Raw genomic sequence first — 15,834 nt, forward strand, 5'->3', positions numbered from 1 at the left:
TGCGGGTCTTGCACAGGCATGTTGCCCGGGAGCCGCAGTTTCTCCACAAAAGCCCTGCAAAAGCGTTGAGGTGCAGTTGCCGCCCTTGGGTTCGGCCGGCCTGGCATGTTAGATGTCAACCGAATATGCCGGGGCTGCCGGTATGAAAACGAACGGCTTTGGCCCAAACCCGGCAGGGCAGGGAAGATATTGCCGATGAAAGCGTTGTGATGAGACTTTTCGTTCGGTTCCTTGGATTTTTGTTCACAACGGCATCGATGTTGTTCCTTGTCGGGGGATCGTTCGTGGCCCTCTATGTCTGGGCCAACACGCGTGACCTGCCCGATACCGCTGCGCTCAAGGATTACGAACCGCCGGTGATGACGCGCGTGCATGCGGGCGATGGCGCGCTCCTGGCCGAATATGCCCGCCAGCGCCGCCTCTATCTGCCGATCGAAGTGATGCCGCCGCTCCTGATCCACGCCTTCATGTCGGCGGAGGACAATGATTTCTACAATCACGTCGGCATCGACCCCAAGGGCGTGCTGCGCGCGCTGATCGCCAATGTCACGCATAAGGGCCGTCGCCAGCAGGGGGCGTCGACCATCACGCAGCAGGTTGCCAAGAACTTCTTCCTCGCGCCCGACCAGAACATCGTGCGCAAGATCAAGGAAGCCATCCTGGCCCTGCGGATGGAGCAGACCTATTCCAAGGACAAGATCCTCGAGCTTTATCTGAACGAAATCTATCTGGGCATGGGCAATTACGGCGTAGCCGCCGCCGCTCTCAATTATTTCGGTAAATCGGTCGACGAACTCGGCGTCGCCCAGGTCGCCTATCTCGCTGCCCTGCCGAAGGGGCCGAACAACTACAATCCGATCCGCAATCACGATGCAGCCGTCGGTCGACGCAATTGGGTGATCGACCAGATGGTTTCCAATGGCTACATCTCCAAGGAAGAGGGACGGAAAGCGCAGGCTGAGCCCCTGGCCGTAACGCCGCGTTCCTTCGAAGGCGCCCAGAGCTACGCCGCCAATTATTTCACCGAGGAAGTCCGCCGCGAGATCGCAGAGCGCTATGGCGAGGACAAGCTCTATGAAGGGGGCTTGTCGGTACGCACCACGCTCGATCCGAAGCTCCAGCGCCTGGCACGGGATGCCATGGTGGCCGGACTGGTGCGCTTCGACGAGCGCGGCGGCTTCCGCGGCCCCGTCAAGAATGTCGACCTCGGCGAGGACTGGGGCGTGACCCTGGGGGCGGAAAAGCGCCTGAGCGACATCAAGCCCTGGCAACTCGCCATCGTGCTCGATAGCGGTGACAACTCCGCCCGCATCGGCCTGCAGCCACCGCTGGACCGTTTCGGCTCGATCTCCACCGAACGCCCGACCGGCACCATCAATCTGGATGGCGTGAAATGGGCACGTAGCCGGGTCGGCAAGGTCAGCCAGATCCTGAAGGTCGGCGACATCATCTATGTCGAGCCCAAGACCGACGGCACCTTCCGCCTGCGCCAGATCCCCGAAATCTCCGGCGCTATGGTGGTGATGGATCCCTATACCGGCCGCGTGCTCGCCATGGTGGGGGGCTTCTCGTTCGACCAGAGCGAGTTCAACCGTGCCACCCAGGCGCAGCGCCAGCCCGGTTCCTCCTTCAAGCCCTTCGTCTATGCCACCGCCATCGACAACGGCTATACGCCGGCCTCCGTGGTCATGGACGCGCCGATCGAAATCAACCAGGGCAATGGCGAGACCTGGCGGCCATCCAACTATTCCAACAAGTTCTACGGCCCGCAGACTTTGCGTTTCGGCATCGAATATTCGCGTAACGTCATGACGGTGCGGCTCGCCCAGGATGTCGGCATGCCGCTGATCGCCGAATATGCTCGCCGCTTCGGCGTCTATGACGACCTGCCGTCCTATCTGTCGGGCGCGCTCGGCGCCGGCACCACCACCGTGATGCGCATGGTTGCCGGTTACGGCATGCTCGAGAATGGCGGGCGCCTGATCAAGCCGACCTTGATCGACCGTATCCAGGACCGCTGGGGCAAGACCATCTACAAGCATGACGAGCGCATCTGCCAGGGCTGCAATGCCGACGACTGGAGCGATCAGGACGAACCCAAGCTGCTTGACCCGCGCGAGCAGGTGCTCGATCCGATGACGGCCTATCAGGTCACCTCCATGCTGGAAGGCGTGATCCAGCACGGTTCGGCCCAGACGCTGCGTTCGCTCAACCGCCCGATTGCCGGCAAGACCGGCACCACCAGCGACGAGAAGGATGCCTGGTTCATCGGCTACTCGCCCGATCTCGTCTGCGGGCTCTATGTCGGCTACGACACGCCGCGCCACATCGGCAACAAGGTCACGGGCGGCAGCCTGGCGGCTCCGATCTTCGGCACCTTCATGAAGACGGCCCTGGCCGACAAGGCACCTGTGCCCTTCCGCGTGCCGCCCGGCATCAAGCTGATCCGTATCGACCGCAAGACCGGCATGCGTTCGGATGGCAGCGGTGCCATCCTGGAAGCCTTCAAGCCCGGCACGGCACCGCCCGACAACTATACCGTCATCGGGTCCGGCAGCGGTGGCTCGGAGGGCGGCGGTGGCGGGCCCGTCTCGATGGGGACGGGCGATCTCTACTGATTGTCCTTTCCCTCGCCGGACAGCTTGCCTATATGAAGCCCGGCGAGGGTAAAGTGCGAGTTCTCCGAATCGTACTTTTTCTCCAACTCTTTGTTTCGACGCATTTTCTGAACCGAAAAGTCTGTCGACTTTTCTCGAAAGTGCTTTTGCCAATCTCGAACGGGCGATTCTTTCATGCGCGCTGAAATCCTGTCCTTGGCGGACGAAATCAAGCAGTCTGCTGGACTGCTGAGGAGGCATCTTTGACTGGGATACATCCTACGCCCGCCTGCAAGAACTGAACCATCTTTCCGAACAGTCCGACTTCTGGAACGACGCCGAGAAGGCGCAGAAGCTGATGCGCGAGCGCACCGATCTCGATGATCGGCTGTCAGCCCTCGTGCGCATCGAGAAGGATCTGGACGAAACCCTCGAACTCGCCGAGCTCGGTGAGGCGGATGGCGATGAGTCGATCGTCGACGAGGCGCAGGGCGCCTTGGCCCGGCTCAAGGACGAGGTGGTCGAGCGCCAGTTCGAGGCCCTGTTCTCCGGCGAAGCCGACAACAACGACACCTACATCGAAATCAACTCCGGGGCTGGTGGCACCGAGAGCCAGGACTGGGCCAATATGCTGCTGCGCATGTATACGCGCTGGGGCGAGCGGCACCGTTTCAAGGTCGAGTTGATCGATTTCACGGACGGCGAAACCGCGGGCATCAAATCAGCAACCATCCTGCTCAAGGGCAACAAGGCCTATGGCTGGGCCAAGGTGGAATCGGGCGTGCACCGCCTCGTGCGCATTTCACCTTATGATTCCAACGCGCGCCGGCACACCTCTTTTGCCAGCGTCTGGGTCTATCCGGTGATCGACGACTCGATCAACATCGAGATCAACGAATCCGATTGCCGCATCGATACCTATCGCGCGTCCGGTGCCGGCGGCCAGCACGTCAACCGGACGGATTCGGCGGTGCGCATCACCCACATGCCCTCGGGCATCGTGGTCGCCTGTCAGCAGGATCGCTCGCAGCACAAGAACCGGGCCACGGCCTGGGCCATGCTGAAGGCGCGCCTCTACGAGGCCGAACTCAAGAAGCGCGAGGAAGCGGCGATGGCGACCCATGCCGGCAAGACCGACATCGGTTGGGGCCACCAGATCCGCTCCTATGTCCTGCAGCCCTATCAGATGGTGAAGGATACCCGCACCGGTTACACCTCGGGTACGCCCGGCGATGTGCTGGACGGTGACCTCGACGACTTCATGAAGTCCGCCCTGGCCCAGCGCGTCTATGGCGGCGGGCCGGATGCGGTCGAAGACATCGACTAGTGAGAAGCCGGGGCTGGCCCCGGCTTTTTCTTTTGAAATGAGTATGTTGCCAATGAGCTCCGATCCGATCTATCAGCGCTATTCCTTTGCCCACGGCCTGATCAAGGAGGCCGGTGCCCTGGCGCTCGGCTATTTCAACGAGCTGGACAGCCTGACGGTGAAGAGCAAGGGCTTGCAGGACGTCGTCAGCGAAGCCGATCTGCAGACCGAGCTGCTGATCAAGAAACGCATTGCCGAATCCTATCCCGACGACGGTTTCTTTGGCGAGGAAACAGGGCCGAGCGGCATCGGCGACAAGCGCGGCATCTGGGTCGTCGATCCCATCGACGGCACCCAACCCTTCCTGAGCGGCCTGTCCTCCTGGTGTGTGTCGATCGCGTTCGTCCGTGATGGCGAGCTGCAATTCGGGCTCGTCTACGCGCCGAAGGACGACGAGCTCTTCGCCGGCGGACTGATCGCGCCGGCCACCCTCAACGGCCGGCCGATCGCCCCTCACAAGGGGGGCGCGCTCAGCGACGGCGTGGTCAGCGTCGGCTACAACAATCGCATCAAACCGAGCGAGGTTCTGGCGGTTCTGGCGCGGCTGCTCGAGGCGGGCGGCATGTACCAGCGCAACGGTTCGGGTGCGCTGTGCCTGTGCTATGTCGCCTGCGGGCGCCTGCTCGGTTACGTCGAATCCCACATCAATTCCTGGGATTGCCTTGGCGCGATTGCCATTATCCGCGCCGCCGGCGGCCGGACCAACGACTTCCTGGCTGATGACGGCTTGGTGAAGGGCAATGCCATCATGGCTGGAGGGCCGGCCATCTATCCGGCTCTCCAGAAATTGCTCGGCTGAACCGAGATCCAGGTCGGCTGTCACCCTGGCCTGGAGACAATGTCACCCGAGCACCATGGCGGTGAAGGGATAGACATAGGCCTGCAGTGTCACGAAGAGGCCGACCAGGCAGGCCAGGACGATCGAGTGTATGAACACGTAGCGCAGGATCGTGCCTTCATGACCGTACCAGTTGGTCGCGGTGGAGGCGACGACGATCGACTGTGCGTCGATCATCTTGCCCATCACGCCGCCGGAGGAGTTGGCTGCCGCCATCAACACCGGTGACAGGCCCAATTGCTGCGAGGTGATCTTCTGCAGATTGCCGAACAGCACGTTGGAGGAGGTGTCGGAGCCCGTCAGCGCGACGCCGAGCCAGCCGAGCAGCGTTCCGAAGAAGGGATAGAACACGCCCGTCGCCGCGAAGGCGAGGCCAAGGGTGGCGTCGACGCCCGACAGGCGCGTCAGTGTGCCGATGGCGAGCATGGCCGAGATGGTGATCAGCGAGATCGAGCACACCTTGATGGTGCGGCCATATTCGGCGATCAGCCTGGCCGGCGAGAACCCCATCAGCAGGCCCGACACGATGGCGGCCAGAAGCATGCCCGTGCCGGTGAAGGAGAGATAGGTAAAGGCGAACACTGCGGTTTCGGGCGTGGGTTTGGCCACCACGGGCGCCACCTTGTTGATCTGGTTGTGCAGGTCCGGCACCTGATAGTTCCAGGAGAAGATGGCATTGGCCCAGGTCTTGAAGGCGCCGGTGCCCCAGACCAGCATGAAGATGCAGACCAGGATCCAGGGAAGCAGCGCCCCCCAGAGCTGGGCTTGCGTCAAGGGCTTGCGATCGGCATCCGTGCGAGGCCTTGCCAGATCCGCTGACGGATCGTTGGTGCGCAGGGCGGGCGAGAGCCAGAGCTCCTTGGGCTGCCAGACCTTCAGGAAGAGGATCAGGCAGGCCATCGAAATCAGCGAGGCACCGATGTCGACGATCCAGGGGTTGATGTAGTTGGAGATCAGGAATTGCGGCACGGCGAAGGAGATGCCCGTGACCAGGATGGCCGGCCACACCCCGATCATGCCCCGCCAGCCGGCGAAGGCGCCGATCACCCAGAAGGGCACGATCAGGGAGAATAGCGGCAATTGCCGGCCGACCATGGCTCCGAGCACATAGGGATCGAGCCCGGTTACCGATGCCAGGCCCTGGATCGGCGTACCCAGGGCGCCATAGGCAACCGGCGCGGTGTTGGCGATCAGGGAGAGGCCGGAAGCCGCCAGGGGCGAGAAGCCGAGGCCGATAAGGATTGCGCCGGTGATGGCGACAGGCGTGCCGAAGCCGGAAGCCCCTTCGAAAAAGGCGCCGAAGGAGAAGGCGATCAGCAGCAATTGCAAGCGCCTGTCTTCGGTGACGCCGCCGATGGCCCGCTGCAGCAATTCGAAGCGGCCGCTCTCGACCGTGATGCGGTAGAGATAGATCACGTTGAGAACGATCCAGCCGATCGGGAAGAAGCCGGTGACGACGCCGAGCAGGGAGGCCCGGATCGACAGGCCCGCGGGCATGGTAAAGATGAATATCGTGATGAGATTGGCGACGACGAGAGCGATCACCGCCGCGATGTGCGCCTTGACCTTGCCGCTGGCGATCAGAACTAGCAAGGTTACCGCAGGGATGGCGGCTGCGATGGTGGACAGTACTTCGTTGTCGAGAGGGTTATAAATCTGGTTCCACATGTGATGGCTTCCCGATTACGACTTTTATCGTTGGGGTATGCCATGCGGAAGTTCTGCTGATTTGACCGTAAAATCAAGGCAGGTAACCAGATGTGGCCCTGCGCATTGCAGGGCCACCTGAGCCGTCCAATCCGGATTTAGGATTTCACGCGCACATAGCTTCCCGGCGCGTCCCCGAGAGGCTTGCGGCGTCCACCCGGCTTGCGCTTGTCGGCAGGCACCTCCTCGGGGGCCTGCTTCCTCAGCCAGGTCAACCAGTCCGGCCACCAGGAACCGGGGTGTTCGGTGGCTCCCTCCAGCCAGTCCTCATAGCTGCCGGCGACGGCGCCACCGAGCCAGTACTGGTACTTCTTGCGGGCGGGCGGGTTCACCACGCCGGCAATGTGACCGGAGCCGGACAGGACGTAGCGCACCGGCCCGCCAAAGGCCTGGGCACCGATGAAGACGGAATTGGGCGGGGCGATGTGATCCTCGCGGGTCGCCAGCTCATAGATCGGGATCTTCACCTTCTTGAGATCGAGTGTCTCGTCACCCACCACCATGCGCCCGCGCGTGAGATTGTTCTCCAGATAGCAGTTGCGCAGATAGAAGGAGTGGTTCTTCTCGGGCATGCGGGTGGCATCCGCATTCCAATAGAGCAGGTCGAAGGGCGTGGGCTGCTTGCCGCGCATGTAATTGTTGACGAGATAGGGCCAGATCAATTCCTGGCTGCGCAGCATGTTGAAGGCGGCGGCCATCTTGGAACCGGGAAAATAGCCGTGCTCGGCCATGGTCTTCTCGATCCACTGAATGTGGTCCTCGTCGGCGAAGACCTTGAGATCGCCGGCCTTGTCGAAATCGACCTGGGTGGCGAACAAGGTGGCCGAGGTTATGCGGGTATCGCCCTTGGCAGCCAGCCAGGCCAGCGTCACCGAGAGCAGGGTGCCGCCGACGCAATAGCCGATGGCGGAGACTTCCTTCTCGCCGGTGATCTTGCCGATTTCGTCGAGGGCGGCGACCGGCCCTTCCTTCATATATTCCAGGAAGCCCTTGTTGCGCTGCTTCTCGTCCGGGTTCACCCAGGAGATCACGAAGACGGTCAGGCCCTGGTCGACGCACCATTTGATGAAGCTCTTTTCGGGAGTCAGGTCGAGCACGTAGAATTTGTTGATCCAGGGCGGGCAGATCAGGATGGGCCGCTTCAGGACGCTGGCCGTCGTCGGCGTATATTGCAGCAGCTCCATGGTGGCGTTGCGGAAAACCACCTTGCCCGGCGTGGTGGCGAGATTGACGCCTACCTCGAATTTCGAGGTGTCGGACTGGCGGATCTTCAGATCGCCATCGCCGGCATCGATATCCTCTTTCAGCATTTCCAGGCCGCGCACCAGGTTTTCGCCGTTCTCGGCCAGCGTGTCGCGAATGAGCGAAGGATTGGTGGCGATGAAATTGCTCGGCGAGATCGCGGCCGAGACCTGCCGCACATAGAAATCGGCCTTGTGGCGCAGGCGCGGCTCCAGGCCGTCGGCTTCATGCACCAGCTTTTCCGCCCAGCGGCTGGTAATCAGATAGGCCTGCTTGAGCAGGTCGAAATACTGGTTCTGGCTCCATTCGGGGTCGCGAAAGCGAGCGTCCTTGGGGTCGGGCTCCGCGGCAGGCTTGGCTTCCTCGCCGGCCATACGCTGCAGCGAGGAGGTCCACAGGGACATGAAACCACTGGCGAGGCTGGTCTGGGCCTGCAGGGCGCGCTGCGGGTCGGACAGCCAATATTGCGCCAGATGACCGATGGAATTGACTGCGTCGGCGACCTCCTCCGTGATGTCGCTCTTGACCCTGCCGTCCTCCCGTGGGCGCAGATAGGCCGCCAGAGCCTTGCCGCCTTCCTCCACCGCACGCCCCATATTGCGGGCAAGCGTTTCGATGTCGACCGGTCCAAAGGAGGCCAGCGACTCGGCCGAGGGAGGGGGATTGGAGTTTTTCTCGTTCTTCATCGCGCCCCATCTTGGCTCTTTACGGCCCTTCATTAGAACATGTTTTTCCTTCCTGTGAATGCTTCTTCGCATCGCTTTGTGAACCATGACGGTGATTTCATCGATTTTCCCTGTTTGCCGATCGGCCAGCGCTCTATAAGAGAGGGGAGAAATTGCGAGAACGTCATGCGGATCCATTCCTTCCTCGTCGTCGCCGCAGTGGCTGGCATCGGGCTTGCCAGCTGTGCCGGCGGCTCCGGCCAGACCAGCAAGCGCCTCGGGCTGACCTCGGGTCCGTTACCGACGCCTCAACCCTTCGTGACGCAGTCCCGCACGAGCCAACCCAACGTCTATCCGCGGATCGGCGCCTTGCCGCCGCCGCGCAGCGACCAGATTCTGTCCATGAGCGAGCGTAAGGCGCTGGAGGCCAGCCTATTGGCGACGCCGGGCCGGCAGCCGAGCCCCGAGGAACTCAAGGCCCGGGCGCAGGCCAACCGCAAGGTAGCCCAGAAGCGCGTTCCCCCGTCCCAGCGCAAGCATGTCGGCTTCTTCCCGCCGCAATGATCGATATCGCATTGTCGTGGATCGATTTTTCACGACCGGCGCAGATTTTTGGCATTTCTTTTGCCATCATTCTTCGAAATGATTTAGAGGTTCGCTCCCCGTAACCCTGAATGCGCTATCGCGCGAAAGCACCGTCATGTCCGACTTTTACTCAACCCGCCGTTTGCCGCCCTATGTCTTCGAGCAGGTCAACCGGGTGAAGGCGGCAGCGCGCGGGCAGGGGGCCGACATCATCGACCTGGGCATGGGCAATCCGGACCTGCCCACGCCGAAATTCATCACCGACAAGCTGATCGAGACGGCCCAGAAGCCGCGGACCAATCGCTATTCGGCGTCCAAGGGCATTCCGGGCCTGCGCAAGGCCCAGGCCAATTATTACGCCCGCCGCTTCGGCGTGAAGCTCAATCCGGACACCCAGGTCGTCGCCACGCTGGGATCCAAGGAAGGCTTCGCCAATATGGCGACCGCCATCACCGCGCCCGGCGACGTGGTGCTGTGTCCCAATCCGTCCTACCCGATCCATGCCTTCGGCTTCCTCATGGCAGGGGGCGTCATCCGTTCCGTCCCGGCCGAACCGAACGAGGACTTCTTCCGTTCCGCCGAGCGCGCGGTGAAGCATTCGATCCCCAAGCCGATCGCGGTGATCGTCTCCTATCCCGCCAATCCGACGGCCTGCGTCGCCAGCCTCGATTTCTACCGGGACCTGATCGCCTTCGCCAAGGCGAACGACCTGTTCGTGCTGTCGGACCTGGCCTATTCGGAAATCTATTTCGGCAGTGAGCCGACGCCGTCCGTGCTGCAGATCCCGGGAGCGATGGATGTCGCCGTCGAGTTCACCACCCTGTCCAAGACCTTCTCGATGGCGGGCTGGCGCATGGGCTTTGCGGTCGGCAATGAGCGGCTGTGCGCCGCGCTTGCCCGCGTGAAGTCCTATCTCGATTATGGTGCCTATACGCCGATCCAGGTTGCTGCTGCTGCCGCGCTGAACGGGCCGGAAGACTGCATCGCCGAAATGCGCGAGACCTATCGCAAGCGCCGCGATGCCCTGGTGGAGAGTTTTGCCCGTGCCGGGTGGGACGTGCCGATTCCGCCAGCCTCGATGTTCGCCTGGGCACCGATCCCGCCCAAGTTCAAGGAGCTGGGCTCGGTGGAGTTCTCCAAGCTCCTGATCGAGAAAGCCTCGGTCGCGGTGGCGCCCGGCATCGGCTTCGGCGAGCATGGCGACGATTTCGTGCGCATCGCCTTCGTCGAGAACGAGCAGCGCATCCGCCAGGCGGCGCGCAACATCCGCAAGTTTATGGATGGTGCAGACCAGACCCTGCACAACGTATTGCCGCTGACGAAGTCGGCGTGATCCGGCGTGCCTTCTCGGCCCCCTCGCGATGGAGTTGAGAAGGCCGGCACACCGAATTTTTCGTTACGACCAAAAATGCATGGCTGACAGGCAGTAAAAAGACGACTGCCTGTCTTTCCCTTGTCGATTTCAAATGGTAAACGATCGCGCCAACCCAGCTCCGGCGGCACGGATTCCAGCCGCCCGAAGCCGGTTCGATTCCGCTTTTACTGATTGAGAGTTGGCAATGACACGCATCGTTGATTCATCGCTTTTCCCTGAAGCGCTCACCTTTGACGATGTGCTGCTGACGCCCGGGCACTCCGAGGTGCTCCCGGCCCAGGCTGACATCCGTTCGCGCGTCACCCGTTCCATCTCCGTCAACCTGCCGCTGCTGGCTTCGGCGATGGATACCGTCACCGAGGCGAACATGGCGATCGCCATGGCGCAGAATGGCGGCATCGGCGTGATCCACCGCAACCTTACCCCCGAAGAGCAGGCCGAGCAGGTCCGGCAGGTCAAGCGTTTCGAGAGCGGCATGGTGGTGAACCCGATCACCATTCCGCCGGAGGCCACGCTGGCAGACGCGCTGGCCCTGATGAAGCGCCATCGCATTTCCGGCATTCCTGTCGTCACTGGCGCCGCGCCCGGCGTGCCCGGCATCCTGGTCGGCATCCTCACCAATCGCGACGTGCGCTTTGCCGACAAGCTCGACCAGCCCGTGGCCGAGTTGATGACCAAGGAACGCCTGGTCACCGTCAAGACCGGTGTGGCGCAGGAAGAGGCCAAGCGCCTGCTGCATCAGTTCCGCATCGAGAAGCTGGTGGTGGTCGACGAGGCCTATCGCTGCGTCGGCCTGATGACCGTCAAGGACATCGAGAAGGCCACGCTGCATCCCAATGCCTGCAAGGACGAGCAGGGGCGCCTGCGCGTCGCGGCGGCTTCCACCGTCGGCGATGGCGGCCATGCCCGTTCCGAAATGCTGATCGATGCCGGCGTCGACATGATCGTGGTCGACACGGCCCATGGCCATTCGCAGAAGGTGCTGGATGCGGTGTCGCGCATCAAGCGCCAGTCCAATTCCGTGCAGGTGGTGGCCGGCAATGTCGCCACCGGCGAGGCGACGCGCGCCCTGATCGGTGCGGGCGCCGATTCCATCAAGGTCGGCATTGGCCCGGGCTCGATCTGCACCACCCGCATCGTGGCCGGTGTCGGCGTGCCGCAGCTCACCGCCATCATCGACTCGGCCAATGCCGCGCGCGAGCATGACGTGCCTGTCATCGCCGATGGCGGTATCAAGACTTCGGGTGATTTCGCCAAGGCGATCGCGGCCGGTGCTTCGGTTGCCATGGTCGGCTCGATGCTGGCCGGCACCGACGAGACGCCCGGCGAGGTCTATCTCTACCAGGGCCGCTCCTACAAATCCTATCGCGGCATGGGCTCGATCGGTGCCATGTCCGCCGGCTCGGCTGACCGTTACTTCCAGGCCGACATCAAGGATTCGATGAAGCTGGTGCCGGAGGGCATCGAAGGCCAGGTGGCCTATAAGGGCCCGGTCTCGGCGGTGCTGCACCAACTCGCCGGCGGCCTGCGCGCCTCGATGGGCTATGTCGGCGCCGAGACGATCACGGATTTCCAGGAGCGGGCGCGGTTCGTGCGCATCTCCAATGCAGGCCTGCGCGAAAGCCACGTGCATGATGTGACCATCACCCGCGAGAGCCCGAACTATCCTGGACGGAATTGATGGAGCGCGGACATCGCAGCGACATGTAGAAATGTCGCGATGTCCGCTCTTATTCCTTATTTGCAACTGTCGTGTTTCCAAGAGCGGACAGGATGTCCGCGCTCCCAAGCCTTCGTGCTCCCAGGTGATCCTTGACCCCCTCCGCTCGTCTGTCCGCCGCCATCGAGATCCTGGGCGATATCGAAGCCCGCCGCCGTCCCGCCGCCGATGCGCTCAAGGATTGGGGTCTCTCCCATCGCTTCGCCGGCTCCGGCGACCGGGCGGCGCTGGCCGGGCTGGTCTACGACACGCTGCGCCGCCGAGCCTCGGCGCGTTGGCTGATGGACAGCGAGGCGCCGCGCGCCGCGCTGATCGGCATGCTGGCCCTGCAGCGTGGCGAGACGATCGAAACGCTCGACGCCCTGTTCAGCGGCGAACGCTTCGCGCCCGAACCCCTGACGGAGGACGAGCGCAAGGCGCTGGCCGAGCGCAAGCTCGAGCAGGCGGCGCCCGATATTCAGGCGGATGTTCCGAACTGGCTGTGGTCTTCCTTCGAGGCGGCCTTCGGCGAGGACGCCATTGCCGAGGGGCGGGCTTTGGCCGAGCGCGCGCCGGTGGATCTGCGCGTCAATACGTTGAAGGCTTCGCGGGACAAGCTCCTCGCCGAACTCGGGCCGCTCCACGCCAGCGCGACGCCGCTGTCGCGCTGGGGCGTGCGCGTGCCGCTCGGCCCTGACGGCCGCAGCCCGGCCATCCAATCCGAGGAGAGCTTCCAGAAGGGCTGGTTCGAGGTCCAGGATGAAGGCTCGCAATTGGCTGGCCTCGTGGCGGCAGCCCGGCCCGGCGAGCAGGTGCTCGACCTCTGTGCCGGTGGCGGCGGCAAGACGCTGGAATTCGCGGCCGCCATGGAGAACAAGGGGCAGGTTTTCGCCACCGACAGCGACAAGCGCCGCCTGGCGCCGATCCATGACCGGCTTGCCAGGGCAGGGGTGCGCAACGTCCAGGTCCGCACGCCACGGGGAAGTTTGCCGATCGACGACCTCGACGGCCGCATGGATCTGGTGCTGGTGGATGCGCCCTGCTCGGGAAGCGGCACCTGGCGCCGCAGCCCGGACACCAAATGGCGCATGCGCCCGTCCAGCCTGGCCGACCGCCAGAAGGACCAGGCCACCGTGCTGAAGGCCGGGGCCAGGGCGGTGAAACCAGGCGGGCGGCTGGTCTTCGTCACCTGTTCGGTGCTGCCGGAAGAAAACGATGCCTCGGTGAAGGCTTTCCTGGCCGACCATGCCGATTTCACCGCTGCGCCCCTGTCGGAGCTGGCCAAGGGCGCGGGGCTCTCGGCTTTCGCGCGGTTCGGCTCGTCGGGCGGCACCGGCCTGCAGCTTTCGCCCCACCGCTCCGGCACCGACGGCTTTTTCATCGCCCTGCTGCACCGGGCTTGATCGGCGTCGATTTGTCCTCGCATTGAGCGATGATATATCCCTCCCGAAGACGAGATGTTCGGAGGGCAGGGATGAAGTGGTCACGGAGACTTGTTAACGTCGCCGCGACCTACCTTGCCGGCTTGTGCGCAATCGCCACGGCTTGGGCGTCCGACGGTGCGCCATCCGCCTTCGACCTGTTGTTTCGCAGCGATGTCAGACTGCCGGTGCGTACGGTTCTCCTGACAGCACGTGAAGAAGGTTGGCGCATCGAGTACCGCTTCACGGCGAGCAGCAACGGCGGCAAGGAGATCGCGATCTGCGCCGAGAGCAAGCCGATCATCCTGGCGGCGGGTGCGGATGTAGCACTGCGGGTCACCTCCGAGGATGTCATTCACACGTTGAGCATTCCCGAACTCGATGTGACGATCGACGCCATACCGGGGCGCCTGAACGAAAGGGTCGTGAAACCGGCCAAGGCCGGGCGCCTCGTCGCGCAGGCAACTATCGAAAAGGCCGGCAAGACGACCCGCAAGGCCATGGAACTTATCATTCTCGATCCCACGGCCTATAAATCCTGGATAGAGAAGGCTTCGCAAACCCAGGCCTGTACGGCAGAATGAAGGAACGTATGATTTTCGTGGCCGATGGATCGGTTCTGCGCAAAATCACAAAGATGGAGCCGATTTCGTCTCTCCATTCGTGCGTATTTGCAATAAATTGATCCTCCCTCGGTTGCATCGAAAGCCCCGGTCGACTACCTCCCTGCCATGACACACAACGCCATCCTCATCATCGATTTCGGTTCGCAAGTCACCCAGCTGATCGCACGCCGCGTGCGCGAAGTCGGCGTCTATTGCGAGATCCATCCCTTCCAGAGCGCCGCCGAGGCCTTCGAGAGGCTGAAGCCGAAGGGCGTGATCTTTTCCGGCGGCCCGGCCTCGGTGACGACGGCCGGCAGCCCCCGTGCACCGCAGGCGGTGTTCGATGCCGGCGTGCCGATCCTGGCGATCTGCTATGGCCAGCAGACGCTGGCGACCCAGCTCGGTGGCAAGGTCGAGGGCGGGCACGCCGCCGAGTTCGGCCGTGCCGATGTCGAGATCCTCGAGGCGAGCCCGCTGTTCGAAGGCTTCTGGGAGCCGGGCAAGCGCTATCCGGTGTGGATGAGCCATGGCGACCGCGTCACAGAGCTGCCCGCCGGCTTCAAGGTGGTCGGCACCTCGGAGAATGCGCCCTTCGCCATCGCGGTGAACGAGGAACGGCGCTACTACACCACCATGTTCCATCCCGAGGTGGTGCACACGCCCGATGGCGGCAAGCTCCTGAAGAACTTCGTGCAGAAGATTGCCGGCATCGAGTCGGACTGGACCATGGCGGCCTATCGGGCCGAGATGATCGAGAAGATCCGCAAGCAGGTCGGCAAGGGCAGGGTGCTTTGCGGCCTGTCCGGCGGCGTCGACTCCTCCGTGGCCGCCGTGCTGATCCATGAGGCGATCGGCGACCAGCTCACCTGCGTCTTCGTCGATCACGGCCTGATGCGGGCCGGTGAAGCCGACCAGGTCGTCGGCCTCTTCCGCGAGCACTACAACATCCCCTTGGTGCATGTGGATGCGTCCGAGCGCTTCCTCGGCGAGCTCGCCGGCGTCACCGATCCGGAAGTGAAGCGCAAGACCATCGGCCGCCTGTTCATCGAGGTCTTCGAGGAAGAGGCCCGCAAGATCGGGGGGGCCGAATTCCTGGCCCAGGGCACGCTCTATCCCGACGTGATCGAGAGCGTCTCCTTCTCCGGCGGCCCTTCGGTGACGATCAAGTCGCACCACAATGTCGGCGGCCTGCCCGAGCGCATGAACATGAAGCTGGTGGAGCCGCTGCGCGAACTCTTCAAGGACGAGGTCAGGGCGCTCGGCCGCGAACTCGGCCTGACCGAAGCCTTCGTCGCTCGCCATCCCTTCCCGGGCCCGGGCCTCGCCATCCGCATTCCCGGCGAGATCACCCGGGAAAAGCTCGACACGCTGCGCGCGGCCGACGCCATCTATCTCGACGAGATCCGCAAGGCCGGCCTCTACGACAAGATCTGGCAGGCCTTCGCGGTGCTGCTGCCCGTGCGCACCGTGGGCGTGATGGGCGACGGGCGCACCTATGACAGCGTCTGCGGCCTGCGCGCCGTGACCTCGGTCGACGGTATGACCGCCGATTTCTTCCCCTTCGACATGAATTTTCTCGGCCGGGCCGCGACCCGGATCATCAACGAGGTGAAGGGCATCAACCGGGTGGTCTACGACGTGACGTCGAAGCCACCCGGGACAATCGAGTGGGAATGATTTTTACCTCTCCGGGCGTATCCAAAAATACGCCACGGTACGATCTAACCCACTGAA

Annotated in this window: 11 protein-coding genes; 9 read left to right on the forward strand and 2 right to left on the reverse strand. The window is 63.2% G+C overall.

The genetic code is table 11. From position 1 onward, the window contains the following. Positions 1-209: 209 nt before the first annotated feature. The 3 genes from ACIGJE_RS16060 to ACIGJE_RS16070 all read left to right on the forward strand — a co-directional run bounded on the left by ACIGJE_RS16060 (position 210) and on the right by ACIGJE_RS16070 (position 4,762). On the forward strand, positions 210-2,618 hold the full coding sequence (locus ACIGJE_RS16060) for a penicillin-binding protein 1A (RefSeq protein WP_311938242.1): 2,409 nt from the start codon (positions 210-212) through the stop codon (positions 2,616-2,618). Between the two features lie 174 nt (positions 2,619-2,792). Then, a protein-coding gene (prfB, locus tag ACIGJE_RS16065) for a peptide chain release factor 2 (RefSeq protein ID WP_311938243.1) occupies positions 2,793-3,924 on the forward strand; the annotation gives its coding sequence in 2 pieces (ribosomal slippage) (positions 2,793-2,861 and positions 2,863-3,924; 1,131 coding nt in all). Positions 3,925-3,976: 52 nt separating this feature from the next. Next, the gene (locus tag ACIGJE_RS16070) at positions 3,977-4,762 is read left to right on the forward strand and encodes an inositol monophosphatase family protein (protein ID WP_415086883.1); all 786 of its coding nucleotides are present in this window, start codon (positions 3,977-3,979) and stop codon (positions 4,760-4,762) included. A gap of 42 nt (positions 4,763-4,804) precedes the next feature. Here the strand turns inward: ACIGJE_RS16070 and ACIGJE_RS16075 are convergent, their stop codons facing one another. Continuing rightward, positions 4,805-6,469: an L-lactate permease gene (locus ACIGJE_RS16075; RefSeq protein WP_415086881.1), complete on the reverse strand. Its 1,665-nt coding sequence runs from the start codon at positions 6,467-6,469 to the stop codon at positions 4,805-4,807. Positions 6,470-6,606: 137 nt separating this feature from the next. Beyond that, positions 6,607-8,436, reverse strand: a complete 1,830-nt coding sequence (locus ACIGJE_RS16080; protein ID WP_394309163.1) for a PHA/PHB synthase family protein — start codon at positions 8,434-8,436, stop codon at positions 6,607-6,609. Between the two features lie 165 nt (positions 8,437-8,601). Between ACIGJE_RS16080 and ACIGJE_RS16085 the strand changes: the two genes are divergently transcribed. The 6 genes from ACIGJE_RS16085 to guaA all read left to right on the forward strand — a co-directional run bounded on the left by ACIGJE_RS16085 (position 8,602) and on the right by guaA (position 15,777). After that, positions 8,602-8,979, forward strand: a complete 378-nt coding sequence (locus ACIGJE_RS16085) for a hypothetical protein (protein ID WP_311938248.1) — start codon at positions 8,602-8,604, stop codon at positions 8,977-8,979. A gap of 136 nt (positions 8,980-9,115) precedes the next feature. After that, the gene (locus ACIGJE_RS16090; protein ID WP_105862988.1) at positions 9,116-10,333 is read left to right on the forward strand and encodes an LL-diaminopimelate aminotransferase; all 1,218 of its coding nucleotides are present in this window, start codon (positions 9,116-9,118) and stop codon (positions 10,331-10,333) included. Positions 10,334-10,559: 226 nt separating this feature from the next. Then, complete coding sequence (gene guaB / locus ACIGJE_RS16095; RefSeq protein WP_367622627.1) at positions 10,560-12,056, forward strand: IMP dehydrogenase; 1,497 nt, start codon at positions 10,560-10,562, stop codon at positions 12,054-12,056. A gap of 131 nt (positions 12,057-12,187) precedes the next feature. Next, positions 12,188-13,477 (forward strand): RsmB/NOP family class I SAM-dependent RNA methyltransferase, encoded by a 1,290-nt coding sequence (locus ACIGJE_RS16100; protein WP_415086878.1) that lies wholly within the window; start codon positions 12,188-12,190, stop codon positions 13,475-13,477. A gap of 71 nt (positions 13,478-13,548) precedes the next feature. Beyond that, a complete protein-coding gene (locus tag ACIGJE_RS16105) occupies positions 13,549-14,079 on the forward strand; it encodes a hypothetical protein (RefSeq protein WP_415086876.1) in 531 nt (176 codons plus the stop codon). A 147-nt stretch (positions 14,080-14,226) separates the two neighbouring features. Beyond that, positions 14,227-15,777, forward strand: a complete 1,551-nt coding sequence (gene guaA, locus ACIGJE_RS16110) for a glutamine-hydrolyzing GMP synthase (protein WP_415086874.1) — start codon at positions 14,227-14,229, stop codon at positions 15,775-15,777. Positions 15,778-15,834 lie beyond the last annotated feature (57 nt).

The organism is Labrys sp. E2SS-1L, assembly GCF_057073705.1.